Below are 12915 nucleotides of genomic sequence, written 5' to 3' on the forward strand. Positions count from 1 at the left end.
GTGCTATCCATATCGCCTGATCGCCGTCTGTGAAGCGCGATTTCAACCAAAGTAGCTCGTCATTGCGAGCGCAGCGAAGCAATCCAGAGCAGGCGTAAACCGCTCTGGATTGCTTCGCTGCGCTCGCAATGACGATGTGCTGCTTAGAACGACACCCGCGCCCCAACCCATATGGTTCGCGGCGTGGCGCGTTCGACAATGCCCGTCGACGAGATCGCTGCGGGGACGAGTTCGTCGAAGATATTCTCGCCGCGCGCTTCGATGCTGATCGCCTTGGCGAGCCGCCACGACAGGCCGGCATCGAACGTCAGCGCATCGCCGAGGATGAGGAGCCCGAGGTCGTCCTCATTCTGCTTGCCGACATAGCGCAGTGTCGCGAAACCGCCGAAGGGGCCATCGCCGTCGCTGCGCAGCGACACGCTGCCGCCATGTTTGGCGATCTGCGCCGGGCGGCGTCCGTCGAGCGTCGCGGCGGCACCCGAAGCATCGACCTTCGCATCGGTATAGGCGTAGGTCGCGCGCAGGGTGACCGGACCGACGCCCTGTTCCGCGGCGAGCTCGATGCCCTTGCTGTCGATGGCGTCGAGATTCTGGCGCTGGTTGAGGTTGGGCGCCAGCGTCACATTGGCGATCGCGTTGGTGAGGTGGTTGGCGAACAACGTCGCCGAAAGCTTCGTTGCGCCGCCGCTCCAGTCGGCCCCGATCTCGCCGCCCCACAGCCGTTCGGGCTTCAGCGCTTCGTTCGCGGTCGTCACCTCGGCGCCGACGCGGAAGGGGCGATACAACTCGTTGAGCGTGGGCAGGCGCCAACCGCGATAGCCCGCGGCGCGCAGCGAAAAGCCGTTCGACGTCCAGCGCAACCCGGCGCGCCCGCTGCCTTCCCAGCCCTGCCGTGCCGCGAAGTCGAGATCGGTGATCAGCGGTCCGGCGATATTGCGTTCGAGCCGGTAGCCCGCGCCGAGCCACCAGCGATCGACGCGGCCGCTCAAGGTCCAGAGCAGACCGTCGTCCGGGTCGGCCGATGTCCATTCGGCAAAGGCGCCGACGGTGTCGCTGCTGCCGCCGGCGATGCGGTGACGGCCGGGCACGCCATTGGTGAAGAAGAAATCCTCCTCGGTGCGGCCCGTCGTGCGGCGCCAGTCGGCGCCGACACGCAGCGGATTGGCGTTGCCGATCGCCGGGCGCAGTTCGACACGCGCGCCGATACCCGTCGCGGGAACGCGCTGGAACAGCGCCGGATTGATGCTGTTCCGTCCGGCGGCAACGCTGGCGAAACCGCTCTCGAAGTCGCGGAGCTGGATATAGGTGAGCGCGAGCCACTGCGTCGCCCCCGCCGGGTCGTGAACGACGCGCAGGCTCGCATCGAGCCCGTCGACCTTGCTCTCGGTAAAGTCGGTGCCGCGGTCGCGCCGGTCGGCGAAGCCGCGCACGCTCGCCTCGATGCGGCTGTTGTCGCCGGCGTCGAAGCGCAACCGCACGCCGAGCCCGCCCTGTTCGTAGGGCGCCGCGCGGTCGACTGCGCCGCGCTGACCTTTCGCGACGGGCACGAAGCCGTCGCCGCGGCTGTAGCGGCCGTCGATCGCGACCTGCCCGCTGCCGAGTTCGGTCCCCGCGCTCGCCGACGCATCGAAGCTGTCGCGGCTGCCATAAGCGGCGCTCGCGGTCACGCCGTCGGTCATTTCGGAATAGAGGCCGATCGTGCCGGCGAGCGCGCCGGAGCCATCGGCGCCGCTGCCGCCGCCGCGGGTAATCGAGATACCGCCCAGCCGGATCGCGTCATAGGCGCTCCATGCGACCCACCCGCCGAAAGGGTCCGCCTGCGGCACGCCGTCGAGCGTCACCAGTGCGCGGCTCGACGCATTGCCGCCGAGCCCGCGCAAGGTTACCCCCTGGCTCGTCGGATGCGCGCTGCGTCCGTCCGAGCGGCGGAACTGGACGATGCCAGCCTCGTCCCGAAGGCGGTTTTCGATACGCGCGCCGAGGCCCGGATCGAGGTCGCTCAATATCGCCGTCGTCTGCACCTCGTCGCCCGAAGCAGGGCGGAGCAGGCCGCCTGCGGTGACGACGATCAGCTCGTCCCAGTTGGCGGGCTTTCGCGCCTCGACAACCGGGTCGATAGCCTTGCCGTCGTTGATATCCTGCGCCATCGCTGCAAGCGGCAATACCAGCGCCGCGCCCCCGGTCAGCAATCGGATCATGCCGGTTTCACCGCATCGGGATGCGCGTTCTGGAACGCGCCCAGTTCCATGCACGCTGCGTCGATCTCCACGAGCCGCGGGTAATCGTCGAGCGGCACCTCGAAGCGCCGGGCGTTGTACATTTGCGGCACGAGGCAACAGTCGGCGATCCCGGGGGTGGCGCCGCCGAGATAGCGTCCGTCGCCCGCCATCGCTTCCAAGGCCTCGAAGCCCTGTGCGATCCACGTTGCGATCCAGCGGTCCTTGGTCTGCTCGTTGAGGCCGAGGTCCTTGGTCAGATATTTGAGCACCCGCAAATTGTTGAGAGGATGGATGTCGCTTGCGACCACCTGCGCCTGCGCCAGCGCCACCGCGCGCGGCATGGCATCGTCGGGGATCAGCCGCGGCTCGGGATAGCTGCGGTCGAGCCAGTCGATGATCGCCATGCTCTGGATCATCGGTTCGCCGTCGACGACCAGCATCGGCACGAAACCCTGCGCATTCTGTTCGAGATAGGCGTCGCTGCGCTGCTCGCCCGCGATCAGGCTGACCTCGACACGCTCATAGGCGAGCCCCTTGAGATTGAGCGCGATGCGGACGCGGAAGCTGGCCGACGAGCGATAATAATCGTGAAGGACAAGTTGGGTCATGGCGACAGCGCATACTATTTCCGGTGAACCGCGCAAGCTCGTCCGGCCGTCAGTTTTTCTTCGCCTCAGGCATATCGGCGATCCATTGCCGGAGCAGCGCCGCGCCTTCCTTGTGTACCGCGCCGCGGCCGAGTTCGGGCATCGCGATGCCGGGATCGAGGCTTTCGAGACGATAGATCAGGAAGCTGTGATCGGGATCGCCCGGCTTGATCGCAAATTCCATCCCGCCGCTGCCGCGTCCCGCGGCGGTCGGGCGCTTGCCGATCCCGTAATTGACGCCCGTCGGATCGTCGGTCCAGCGCAGGAACAGGCCGCTGTTCGACGCACTGCCCTTCGGGTTGTGGCAATGCGCGCAATTGACGTCGAGATAGGCGCGCGCGCGCTCCGCGACGCTGCCGCTCTTCGGGTCGTCCCAGCGCGGCAGCGGCGCGATGCGGTTGGCGGGCCAGGTGAAACGGCCGCTCCGGAACGCTTGCCATTGCGGCGCGAAGACGAGGTTGCGCCCCTTGGGACCGATCGGGATGATCGCCCCCGCCTCGGCGTGGCATTCCTTGCACTGATTCTTGTTCGGCACGGCATAGCTGATCGCCTGCGGCGTGCCGTCGGGCTCGGTAAAGCTTACCGGCACGCGCCGCCCGCCGATCGCCAGCGTCGCGTCGCGTCCGTCGGCGTCCCACACGTAAGGAAGCGCGGTCCAGCCGTCCTTGCGGTGGATCAGCAGCCTTGTCTCGACCGGCTTGCCGCCGCCCTGCCCGCTCCACGAGAAACTCTTGATCAGCACCGTGCCGACCGGAAAGGCGACGGTGCCGTCACCGCCGACTTCGGCCTTCGTCCCCGCGGGCAGCCAGATCGCGCGCGCCTTGTCGGCATAGTCGCTGAACAGCGGCGTGTGCAGTTCGTACGGCACCACGCCCGCCTGCAACGCAGCGCCGCCCGATACGAACAAGCCGAACTCCGACAGCTTGCGCGGCATCTTGTCGCCGTCGATCAGCGCCTGATCGGGACCCGCCACCGGAACCGCGGCGCCGCCGCTCGCACATAACAGCGCCGCAGCAAAGGCGGCGGCAAGGCGCTTCACTGGACCTTCGCCTCCATGCTCGCGGGCAGCTTGATGCCGGGCAGCGCGGCGGGCGCGCTGTCCTTGAGGTCGACCGGCGACGGCTTCGCCTCGCTCTGCGGCGTCTGCACGTCGGGCAGGTTCAGCGACAGCACGCCGACGTCGTCGTTGACGATGGCATTACCCGACCCGTCCCACAGGATCGGCGGGATCGATCCGCCCATCGCCGCCGCCATCTCGGCGCCTCCGGGAAAACCGGGGGCGAAGCCCGCCCGCCCGTGCGCATTGTCGCGCACGAAGATCTGGCGCGGCAACGGCTGATATTTGTCGTCCTTGTAAGGATAGCGATAGCCGACGATCATGATGTTGGCGGTGCCGTTATCCTCGAAGGCATTGTCGAAAATCTCGACATTGTTGTTCGCCATCACCAGCACCCCGGTACCGGTCGGGACGCTTGCGACGATGTTGCCCTTCGGCGCGAAATTGGGCGTGCTGTTGTCCTTCACGATATTGTCGAAGACGCGGACATTGTGCCCGCCCTGCATCGGCAGGCTCGGCAGGTCGAATACGAGGATGCCGCCGGTGTTGCGCATCGCAATATTGTCGTGGACGTCGGCGTCGTAGCTGTTCTCGATCTCGATCCCGGCGACATTCTCGATCGCGAAGCTGTCGCGGACCACGATATTCTTCGACTGGCCGACATAGATGCCGGCGTCCGACGCGCCGCGCACGAACACGCTGTCGATCAGCACATCGGTGCTTTCGACCGGGTAGATGCCGTAGGCGCCGTTGGTTTCCTTCGGCCCGGCGGTCCATTCGACGCGCAGTTCGTGATAGACGATGCGGTCGGCGCCCTTCGACTTGATCCCGTCGCCCTTGGTGTTCAGCACCGCAAAATTGGTGAGCAGCACATCGTCAGAGGTGACGAGCAGCCCCTCGCCCGCCCCCTGCTGGTCCGAAAAGTCGAGGATCGATCCATTGGCGTCGGTCCCCGCGCCGCGGATGGTGACATTGGCGACGTCGAGCGACAGGCCGTCGGTGAGCTTCCACGTTCCCGCGCCGAGTTCGACGACGTCGCCCGACACCGCCATGATCAGCGCCTCTTGCAGCTTTTCATTGGCGTCGGGCGTATCTGCACTGACGCTGATCGTTTTGGCCGACGCCGGTGCCGCAACAAGCGCGGCGGCGGCGAAGGTCAGATAAGCCGTTCGCGACAGGCCATGGATTCGCATAAGTCTCTCCCTGTTTCACACGAAACATGCGGCAAGACTTGACGGAAGCCAAGCCTGTTGCTGACATGCCTGTAACAACAGGAGAGGTCGCAATGTTTCACAGATACGCCTTGGCGCTTGGCGCCCTTATTGCCGTGCCGACGATGGCCGCCGCGCCGCCATCGATAGCCGGGCGCTGGAAGACCGACGACGGTAAGGGGATCGTCGCGATGGTGCCGTGCGGTGCCAAGATGTGCGGCCGCATCGAACGGCTGCTGATCAAGGAACCGGCGGGAGGCCAGCGCGACGAACGCAACCCCGACAAGCAGAAGCGCGACCGCAAGGTTGCCGGGCTGCAAATCTACTGGGATCTCGTGCCAAACGGTGACGGTTGGAAAGGTGAAGGCTACAGCCCCGAGGATGGCCGCTATTACAAGGCGCACCTGCGCGCGAAGGGCAACAAGATGACGATGAAGGGCTGCGTTTCGGTGTTCTGCCGCACCGTGACATGGACCCGGCTGGGGTAGCGCCACTTTGATTTTCCGTTCGTGTCGAGCGAAGTCGAGACACCCATCAGCGGAGCCTTTGGCCGAGGGGCATCTCGACTTCGCTCGATGCGAACGGATTGTAGAGGCGATTTAAGAGCCTTCGCCCAGAATCCAGTCGACGCCCGCGGCGACATGGATCCGCGTCGTGTCGTAGATCGGCAGGACATTGGCGTCGGGATCGACGAGCATCACCAGTTCGGTGCTCGCCAGGACCAGCGCCTGAATGTCCTGCTTGGCGATATCAGTGATGAAGGTCTTCATCGTCCGGCGCGATTCCTCGAGCACCTTGCCCTGCATGAGCTGGTCATAGATGATATTGTCGATCGCCTCGGCGCGCGTCGCGTCATAAGGCGCGAGCGTCAGCCCGTGGCGGACGAGCCGCTGGCGGAACCACGCCTCGGTCATCACATTGCGCGTGCCGATCACCGCCGCGGCCTTGATGCCGTCGGCCTTCATCTTCTCGCCCGTCTCGTCGACGATATGGATCAGCGGGATCGAGATCGCCGCCGCGACGTCCTCGGCGACCCTGTGCATCGAATTGGCGGCGATCATCAGCGCCGTCGCCCCCGCCGCCTCGAGCCGCTGCGCCGAAGCGATCAGCACATCCTTCGCATGCGCCCATTGTTCGGGGGTCGTCAGCCGCGACAGCTCGCAATAGTTGAGGCTTTCGAGAATGATCGGCGCCGAACAGGCCGTCCCGAGGCGCTTCTGCACCCCCTTGTTGAGATGGCGGTAATAGAGCTCGGTCGATGCCCAGCTGATTCCCCCGATCAGGCCGATTTTACGCAAATTCATTCTCCGGATAGCAACAGGACCGGGCCCTCGGGGACCCGGTCCATGTCATGGCTAGATAAAGAACCGCCCCCGGGCAAGCCGCAGGCGGTTATTTGAGACGAAGCGTCAGTGCCCGCCGCCGTTCAGTGCCTTGACGATGTCGTCGGTCATCTTCTTGGCGTCGCCGAGCAGCATCATCGTCTGGTCCATATAGAAGACGTCGTTGTCGACGCCGGCATAGCCGACCCCGCCCATCGAGCGCTTCACGAACAGCACGGTCTTCGCCTTTTCGACGTCGAGAACGGGCATGCCATAGATCGGCGACGACTTGTCGGTCTTTGCCGACGGATTGGTCACGTCGTTGGCGCCGATGACGAAGGCGACGTCGCATTGCGCAAATTCGCCGTTGATGTCCTCGAGCTCGAACACCTCGTCATAAGGGACGTTCGCTTCGGCGAGCAGCACGTTCATATGGCCGGGCATACGTCCCGCGACCGGGTGGATGGCATATTTGACGTTGACGCCTTCCTTCTTGAGGAGGTCGCCCATTTCGCGCAGCGCATGCTGCGCCTGCGCGACCGCCATGCCGTAGCCGGGGACGATGATGACATTCTCCGCCTGGCTCATCAGGAAGGCGGCGTCGTCGGCGCTGCCCGGTTTCCACGGGCGCTGTTCCTTCGTGCCGCCCGAACCGCCGCCCGAATCATCGGCGCCGAATCCGCCGGCGATCACGCTGATGAAGCTGCGGTTCATCGCGCGGCACATGATGTACGACAGGATCGCACCCGACGAGCCGACGAGCGCGCCGGTGATGATCATCGCGGTATTGCCGAGCGTGAAGCCCATCGCCGCCGCGGCCCAGCCCGAATAGCTGTTGAGCATCGACACGACGACCGGCATGTCGGCACCGCCGATCGGGATGATCAGCAGGAAGCCGATGACGAAGCTGAGCCCGGTGACGGTCCAGAACACCCACGGCGACTGGTCGACGGTGAAATAGGCGACAAGGCCGATGATCGCGGCAAGCGTACCGAGATTGATGATGTGCCGCCCCGGCAGCATAATCGGCGAGCCCGACATATTGCCGTTGAGCTTGAGGAAGGCGATCACCGACCCCGAGAAGGTGATCGCGCCGATCGCGATGCCGAGGCCCATTTCGATGCGGCTGACGGTGTGGATCTGCCCCGCCGCATCGGCAATGCCGAAGGCGAGCGGATTGAGATAGGCGGCAGCGGCAACCGCCACGGCGGCAAGGCCGACAAGGCTGTGGAAGGCCGCGACGAGCTGCGGCATCGCGGTCATCGCGATCTTGCGCGCCATGACGATACCGATCACCGCGCCGATACCGATCGCGGCGAGGATCTCGACCAAGGCGACGGGATCGATGCCGACATAGCTGTTCATGGCATCGCCGACCTTCATCGGCATATGCGTCAGCAAGGTGGTGACGACCGCGATCGTCATTCCGATCATGCCGAAGCGGTTGCCGCTCTGCGCCGTCGCCGGCGACGAAAGCCCGCGCAGCGAGAGGATGAAGAGGACGCCGGCTACGAGATAGGCGACGGCCGCCCACGGGTTGACGGCAAGGCCATGGCCGCCGGTCGCGGCGGAAAGGATCGACTGGATGTCCATCTCAGCGCTCCTTCTTCTTGTACATCGCGAGCATGCGCGCGGTGACCGCGAAACCGCCGAAGATGTTGATGCTCGCCATCACCACCGCGGCCAGCCCGAGCCACTTCGACGAGGCCGAGCCCGCCGCGGCGCTGGCGATCAGCGCGCCAACGATGATCACCGACGAAATGGCGTTGGTCACGCTCATCAGCGGCGTGTGCAGCGCCGGGGTCACCGACCAGACAACGAAATAGCCGACGAAACACGCCAGCACGAAAATCGAAAAAATCGCAATGAAATCCACGGCGCGCTCCCCTGCTGATTCCGCGTGGCGCACCTCTTGCCGTGGCGATGCAGGCGTGTCGACTCCTAAGCGGTCTAAAAAACGCGCTTCAGCTCCCAAAAAAGCAGGAAATGTCTGGAATTCACGACATAAAATGTCGCAGTGCAACAAAGTTGCGCGTCACATCGCCGGAAGCAGCACCGCATCGACGACATGGACCACGCCGTTGGCCTGCTGAATGTCGGGTGCCGTCACCGTCGCCCGGTTGCCGCTTGCGCTGGTAAGCAGGATCGCCTTGCCGCTGAGGCTGGCGGTCAGTTCCTCGCCGCTGGCCGTCTTGAGCAACGTCTTGCCGCCGTCCGCGGCGATCTTCGCCGACAGGTCGGCGACGGTCAGCTTGCCGGGCACGACATGATATTGGAGAATGCCGGCAAGCAGCTGTTTCTGCGCCGGCAGCATCCAGCCGTCGCGCGTCGTCGGCGGCACCTGGATGAAAGCGTCGTCGGTCGGCGCGAAGAGCGTGAAGGGGCCGGTGCCCGACAAGCTTGCCGCAAGCCCGGCCTGTTGCAACACGGTGGCGAGCATCTTGTGCGTCGGCGATGCCGCGACCGCGGCGGCGATGGTGCCGTTCCGGTCGGCCGCGACGGTGGCGGCGATCTGGCTCGCGACGCTCTGCTTTTCGGTCGGTGCGGGGTCGGATTTGCTGCTGCAACCCGCCAGGCCGAGGCCTGCGGCGATCAGCGCCGTTGCAAAATGGCTCTTCATGCGAAGCGCCCCTAGGCCCGGCGGGTTACAGTTTTGTTGCGTCAGTTCGCGGGGTCGGTTGCCGGAGCAGCTTCGTCCGCCGGAGCAGGCTCGGCAGTCGCCGGTGCAGCGTCAGTGGCCGGTGCGGCCGGAGCCGCGCCGGTCGCGGGAGCAGCCGGGGCCGCGGCGGGCTCCGCTGCCTTCAGCGTCGGCATCAGCACGCCGTTGAGGACATGGATGACGCCGTTCGACTGCGCGACATCGGCCTGTGTCACATAGCCCGAGCTGCCCTGCGTGCCATCGACCTTGATATTGCCCTGCACCTCGGTGAAGGTCAGCGGCTCGCCCTCGACCGTGGTCAGCGTGGTCTTGCCGCCGCCGGCCTTGATCTTGGCATATAGGTCGGTCGAGGTGATGGCGCCGGGAACGACGTGATATTTCAGCACCTGCGCCAGATGATCCTTGTTGATCGGATCCATCAGATAGGCGGTCATCGGCTGCGGCACCGCGGCAAATGCCTGATCGGTCGGCGCGAAAACGGTAAAGGGGCCAGCGGCGCTCAGCGTGTCGGCTAGGCCGGCGGCGGTGATCGCCTGCACCAGCGTCTTGTGTTCGGGCGAACTCGTCGCATTCTGGACGATATTCCAGCCGTCCTGCATCGCGCCGGCAGCGGCATCGGCTTCGGCAGCGGTCTCTTCGCCTTCATCGGCCCGCGCATAAGAAGCGGGCAAGGTCATCGCGGCGGCGGTCAGGGCAAAAAGGGGAAAAGCGAAAAACTTCGCACGCAACATCAATCATCTCCGGTTGTTGAAACGTCAGGGTGTTCAAACCCTGAACGCATCTTACCCCCGGAAAGTTTCATGAAAAGGCCGAAATCGGCCATTTTCGGATAGAAATTCTACCCCAGCAGGCGTTCGTTCACGACCTTGCCGCCCTGCGTCAGGCGAACAGCGTTGCCGATTTCCTCGTCGAGCACGGGCTTGCCCTGCTCCTTGTCCCAGAAGGCAGAAAGGAAGTTGAACAGGTTGCGGCTGAACAGCGCGCTGGTGTCGGCGGGCATCAATGCGGCGATATTTTGCGCGCCGATGACGGTGACGCCATGGATCTTCTTCGCCTCGCCGGCGACCGCGCCCTCGACATTGCCGCCGCTTTCGGCCGCCATGTCGACGATGACGCTGCCCGCGCGCATCGTCGCGAGCTGCGCGTCCGAAATCAGCCGCGGCGCGGGGCGCCCCGGGATCAGCGCGGTGGTGATCACGATGTCCTGCTTCGCGATGTGCGACGACACGAGTTCGGCCTGCGCCGCCTTATATTCGTCCGACATTTCGGTGGCATAGCCGCCGGCGCCCTCACCCTCGATCCCCGCGACCGTCTCGACGAAGATCGGCTTGGCGCCGAGGCTGAGAATCTGTTCCTTGGTCGCGGCGCGCACGTCGGTCGCGCTGACCTGCGCGCCCAGACGGCGCGCGGTCGCGATCGCCTGCAGCCCCGCGACGCCGACGCCCATCACGAACGCCTTCGCGGCGCTGACCGTGCCCGCGGCGGTCATCATCATCGGAAAGGCGCGGCCATAGGCGTTCGCCGCCATCAGCACCGCCTTGTAACCCGCGAGATTGGCCTGGCTCGACAGGATGTCCATCGACTGCGCGCGCGTGATGCGCGGCATGAATTCCATCGCCAGCGCCTCGAGGCCGAGCTTGGCATAGTCGTCGACGCGCGCACGCTCGCCGAACGGGTTCAGGCCAGCAGCAAGCCAGGCGCCGTCGGCGAAGCCCTTGAGTCCTTTCGGGTCGGGGCCCTGGATGGCGAGGATGATGTTCGCGCCCTTCAGCACATCGGCGCGGCTGCCGACGCTCGCGCCCGCGGCGCCATAGTCGGCGTCGGCGATCGAAGCGGCTTCGCCCGCCCCGGACTCGACCGCGACTTCAGCGCCCAGTCCGATGAATTTCTTCACGGTTTCGGGTGTTGCAGCGACGCGGGTCTCGCCGGCGGCGAGTTCCTTCAGGACAGCGATGCGCATGGCGGCGGCCGATCAGGACGCGATGAGGAGGACGACGAAAACCGTGACGATCGCAGTGATGATCGATCCGATTTTCAGCAGGCTGAGGAACCCCGTGTAGGTTTCTTCCGCTGCCTTCATTTCCTGCTGTGCCATCGCTGTTCCCCTTAGCCAGTTTCCGCTTCGTCACGCGCAGCCGCGCGCCGCAGAATCGGATTTCGCGCCGGTCTTAGCCACGCCATGCCATATGCTCAAGTGCCGCTTTGGCGGAAAATCGCGCCGCTGGGCAAAAGCCCGATGGCCTTAATCGCCCTTTTACCCCTATCCGTTAAATGGGTTCGCTACGGCGGAACAATGGCATAACATGCCGATAAAGGGGCAGATTCGAAGGCGATGGCAAGTACCCGCGACACGCGAATGGTGATGATCGTCGACAGCGAGCCTGCCCAGCAGCGCTTTCTGTCAGCGCTCGTCTCGCGCGGCGGCTGGCGCAGCGTCATCGCCGCCGATACCGACACCGCGCTGGCCAAACTGGGGACGCAGGAGGGCATGGCGCTCGATGCGGTGATCGTCGATCAGGGCATCTCCGGGCTGTCGATCCCCGAATTCGTCGCCGAACTGCGCCGCTGGCGCCCCGCGCTGCCGCTGATCGTCATCACGATGCGCAACGGGGTCGAGGTCGCGGTCGGCGCGATGCGCGCCGGGGCAAGCGATTTCGTCCAGAAGCCGATCGCCCCCGACCGCCTGCTGAGCGCGCTCGACCGCATCGTTTCGACGAGCGGCCCGCAGGGCGAACTCCGCCCGCTCACCGAAAAATTGCGCGCGCCGCTCGCTTTCGAGGAAATCATCGGGTCGAGCCCCAATTTCCGCAGCGCGCTCGCCATTGCCGCCAAGGCAGCGCGGGCGCGGGTGCCGGTGATGATCAACGGCCGCCCCGGCACCGGCAAGGAAGTTTTCGCCCGCGCGATCCACAGCGCCAGCCCGCGCGCCCGCGGCGCGCTGGTGATGGTCGATTGTTCGGCGGTGTCGCCCGGCCTGATCGGATCGGGACTGTTCGGCCACGAACGCGGCGCCTTCCCCGGCGCGTTCGATCGCCAGGTCGGCCGGCTGGTGCAGGCCGATGCGGGCAGCATCATCATCGACCATGTCGAATGCATCCCGCTGGAAACGCAGGCGAAGCTCGTCGAATTCCTGGGCAGCGGCGAAGTGCAGATGATCGGCGGCAGCATCCGCCAGAGCGTCGACGTCCGCATCATCGCGACGAGCGCCAGCCCGCTCGACAAGCTGATCGAGGCGGGGCATTTCCGCGAAGACCTGTTCTACGCGCTGTCGAGCGCGCAATTCACCCTGCCCTCGCTCAGCGAACGCCGCGGCGACGTCGGCCCGCTGGCGCGGCATCTGCTCCAGCGGATCAGCAGCTTGCCGGGGATGGGCACGATCGGAGTTACCGACGACGCGCTGCGCCTGCTCGCCGCCTATGCCTGGCCGGGCAATGTCCGCCAGCTTCAGGACGTGCTGTTCCGCGCCGCGGTCGAGAGCAAGACCGACGTCCTCACCAGCGCCGATTTCAAGGCGATCGAGGCGACGCTCGGCGGCAGCGGCGGCGTGACGAGCGACGGCAATGTCGCGATCAACGGCGAAGCGATCGGGGTCACCCTGTACCTGCCCGACGGCAACCTCCGCCCGCTCGAAGAGATCGAGGCCGACGTCATCCGCCTGGCCATCGGCCATTATCGCGGCCGGATGAGCGAAGTGGCGCGGCGGCTCGGCATCGGCCGCTCGACGCTGTACCGCAAGCTCGCCGATCTGGGGATCGACACCGCGGCCTGACCCGCTGCGAACTCCGTCCAGCCGATCGCGC

13 protein-coding genes are annotated in these 12915 nt (G+C 65.6%); 2 read left to right on the forward strand and 11 right to left on the reverse strand.

Features of this window, described 5'->3' with window-relative positions:
- Positions 1 to 143: 143 nt before the first annotated feature.
- Genes AN936_RS09650 through AN936_RS09665 form a run of 4 tightly spaced genes read right to left on the reverse strand, consistent with a single transcriptional unit; the run spans position 144 to position 5116 of the window.
- Positions 144 to 2198 (reverse strand): TonB-dependent receptor, encoded by a 2055-nt coding sequence (locus AN936_RS09650; protein ID WP_054587963.1) that lies wholly within the window; start codon positions 2196 to 2198, stop codon positions 144 to 146.
- Positions 2195 to 2827 carry a maleylacetoacetate isomerase gene (gene maiA / locus AN936_RS09655; protein WP_054587964.1) on the reverse strand — a complete coding sequence of 211 codons (633 nt, stop codon included), beginning with the start codon at positions 2825 to 2827 and terminating at the stop codon, positions 2195 to 2197. The genes AN936_RS09650 and maiA overlap by 4 nt, the downstream gene beginning before the upstream one ends.
- Positions 2828 to 2876: 49 nt before the next feature.
- Positions 2877 to 3905: an SO2930 family diheme c-type cytochrome gene (locus AN936_RS09660; RefSeq protein ID WP_054587965.1), complete on the reverse strand. Its 1029-nt coding sequence runs from the start codon at positions 3903 to 3905 to the stop codon at positions 2877 to 2879.
- Positions 3902 to 5116, reverse strand: coding sequence for a parallel beta-helix domain-containing protein (locus AN936_RS09665; RefSeq protein WP_054587966.1), 1215 nt, complete (start codon positions 5114 to 5116; stop codon positions 3902 to 3904). Before AN936_RS09665 ends, AN936_RS09660 begins: the two co-directional genes overlap by 4 nt.
- Positions 5117 to 5208: 92 nt before the next feature.
- On the opposite strand from AN936_RS09665, the gene AN936_RS09670 reads away from it, so the two are divergent.
- Positions 5209 to 5622 carry a DUF2147 domain-containing protein gene (locus tag AN936_RS09670; RefSeq protein WP_054587967.1) on the forward strand — a complete coding sequence of 138 codons (414 nt, stop codon included), beginning with the start codon at positions 5209 to 5211 and terminating at the stop codon, positions 5620 to 5622.
- Positions 5623 to 5733: 111 nt separating this feature from the next.
- On the opposite strand, the gene AN936_RS09675 is transcribed toward AN936_RS09670, so the two are convergent.
- The 7 genes from AN936_RS09675 to AN936_RS09705 all read right to left on the reverse strand — a co-directional run bounded on the left by AN936_RS09675 (position 5734) and on the right by AN936_RS09705 (position 11210).
- Positions 5734 to 6432 carry an aspartate/glutamate racemase family protein gene (locus AN936_RS09675; protein WP_054587968.1) on the reverse strand — a complete coding sequence of 233 codons (699 nt, stop codon included), beginning with the start codon at positions 6430 to 6432 and terminating at the stop codon, positions 5734 to 5736.
- Positions 6433 to 6543: 111 nt separating this feature from the next.
- Positions 6544 to 8049, reverse strand: coding sequence for an NAD(P)(+) transhydrogenase (Re/Si-specific) subunit beta (locus AN936_RS09680; protein ID WP_054587969.1), 1506 nt, complete (start codon positions 8047 to 8049; stop codon positions 6544 to 6546).
- Position 8050: 1 nt separating this feature from the next.
- The gene (locus AN936_RS09685) at positions 8051 to 8332 is read right to left on the reverse strand and encodes a proton-translocating transhydrogenase family protein (RefSeq protein ID WP_039573456.1); all 282 of its coding nucleotides are present in this window, start codon (positions 8330 to 8332) and stop codon (positions 8051 to 8053) included.
- Between the two features lie 159 nt (positions 8333 to 8491).
- Positions 8492 to 9076 (reverse strand): fasciclin domain-containing protein, encoded by a 585-nt coding sequence (locus AN936_RS09690; protein WP_054587970.1) that lies wholly within the window; start codon positions 9074 to 9076, stop codon positions 8492 to 8494.
- Positions 9077 to 9117: 41 nt separating this feature from the next.
- Positions 9118 to 9846: a fasciclin domain-containing protein gene (locus tag AN936_RS09695; RefSeq protein WP_201782979.1), complete on the reverse strand. Its 729-nt coding sequence runs from the start codon at positions 9844 to 9846 to the stop codon at positions 9118 to 9120.
- A 107-nt stretch (positions 9847 to 9953) separates the two neighbouring features.
- Complete coding sequence (locus AN936_RS09700; protein ID WP_054587971.1) at positions 9954 to 11075, reverse strand: NAD(P) transhydrogenase subunit alpha; 1122 nt, start codon at positions 11073 to 11075, stop codon at positions 9954 to 9956.
- Between the two features lie 12 nt (positions 11076 to 11087).
- On the reverse strand, positions 11088 to 11210 hold the full coding sequence (locus AN936_RS09705) for an aa3-type cytochrome c oxidase subunit IV (RefSeq protein WP_054587972.1): 123 nt from the start codon (positions 11208 to 11210) through the stop codon (positions 11088 to 11090).
- A gap of 237 nt (positions 11211 to 11447) precedes the next feature.
- On the opposite strand from AN936_RS09705, the gene AN936_RS09710 reads away from it, so the two are divergent.
- Entirely contained in the window at positions 11448 to 12884 is a 1437-nt protein-coding gene (locus AN936_RS09710) for a sigma-54-dependent transcriptional regulator (RefSeq protein ID WP_054587973.1), read from the forward strand.
- Positions 12885 to 12915 lie beyond the last annotated feature (31 nt).

The organism is Sphingopyxis macrogoltabida, from assembly GCF_001307295.1.
Classification (GTDB): domain Bacteria; phylum Pseudomonadota; class Alphaproteobacteria; order Sphingomonadales; family Sphingomonadaceae; genus Sphingopyxis; species Sphingopyxis macrogoltabida_B.

Bases quoted from the DNA above. Each gene is read 5' to 3' on its own strand.
- AN936_RS09650 (WP_054587963.1), bottom strand. From the start codon at position 2,198: ATGATCCGATTGCTGACCGGGGGCGCGGCGCTGGTATTGCCGCTTGCA.
- maiA (WP_054587964.1), bottom strand. From the start codon at position 2,827: ATGACCCAACTTGTCCTTCACGATTATTATCGCTCGTCGGCCAGCTTC.
- AN936_RS09665 (WP_054587966.1), bottom strand. From the start codon at position 5,116: ATGCGAATCCATGGCCTGTCGCGAACGGCTTATCTGACCTTCGCCGCC.
- AN936_RS09670 (WP_054587967.1), top strand. From the start codon at position 5,209: ATGTTTCACAGATACGCCTTGGCGCTTGGCGCCCTTATTGCCGTGCCG.
- AN936_RS09680 (WP_054587969.1), bottom strand. From the start codon at position 8,049: ATGGACATCCAGTCGATCCTTTCCGCCGCGACCGGCGGCCATGGCCTT.
- AN936_RS09690 (WP_054587970.1), bottom strand. From the start codon at position 9,076: ATGAAGAGCCATTTTGCAACGGCGCTGATCGCCGCAGGCCTCGGCCTG.
- AN936_RS09695 (WP_201782979.1), bottom strand. From the start codon at position 9,846: ATGTTGCGTGCGAAGTTTTTCGCTTTTCCCCTTTTTGCCCTGACCGCC.
- AN936_RS09700 (WP_054587971.1), bottom strand. From the start codon at position 11,075: ATGCGCATCGCTGTCCTGAAGGAACTCGCCGCCGGCGAGACCCGCGTC.
- AN936_RS09705 (WP_054587972.1), bottom strand. From the start codon at position 11,210: ATGGCACAGCAGGAAATGAAGGCAGCGGAAGAAACCTACACGGGGTTC.
- AN936_RS09710 (WP_054587973.1), top strand. From the start codon at position 11,448: ATGGCAAGTACCCGCGACACGCGAATGGTGATGATCGTCGACAGCGAG.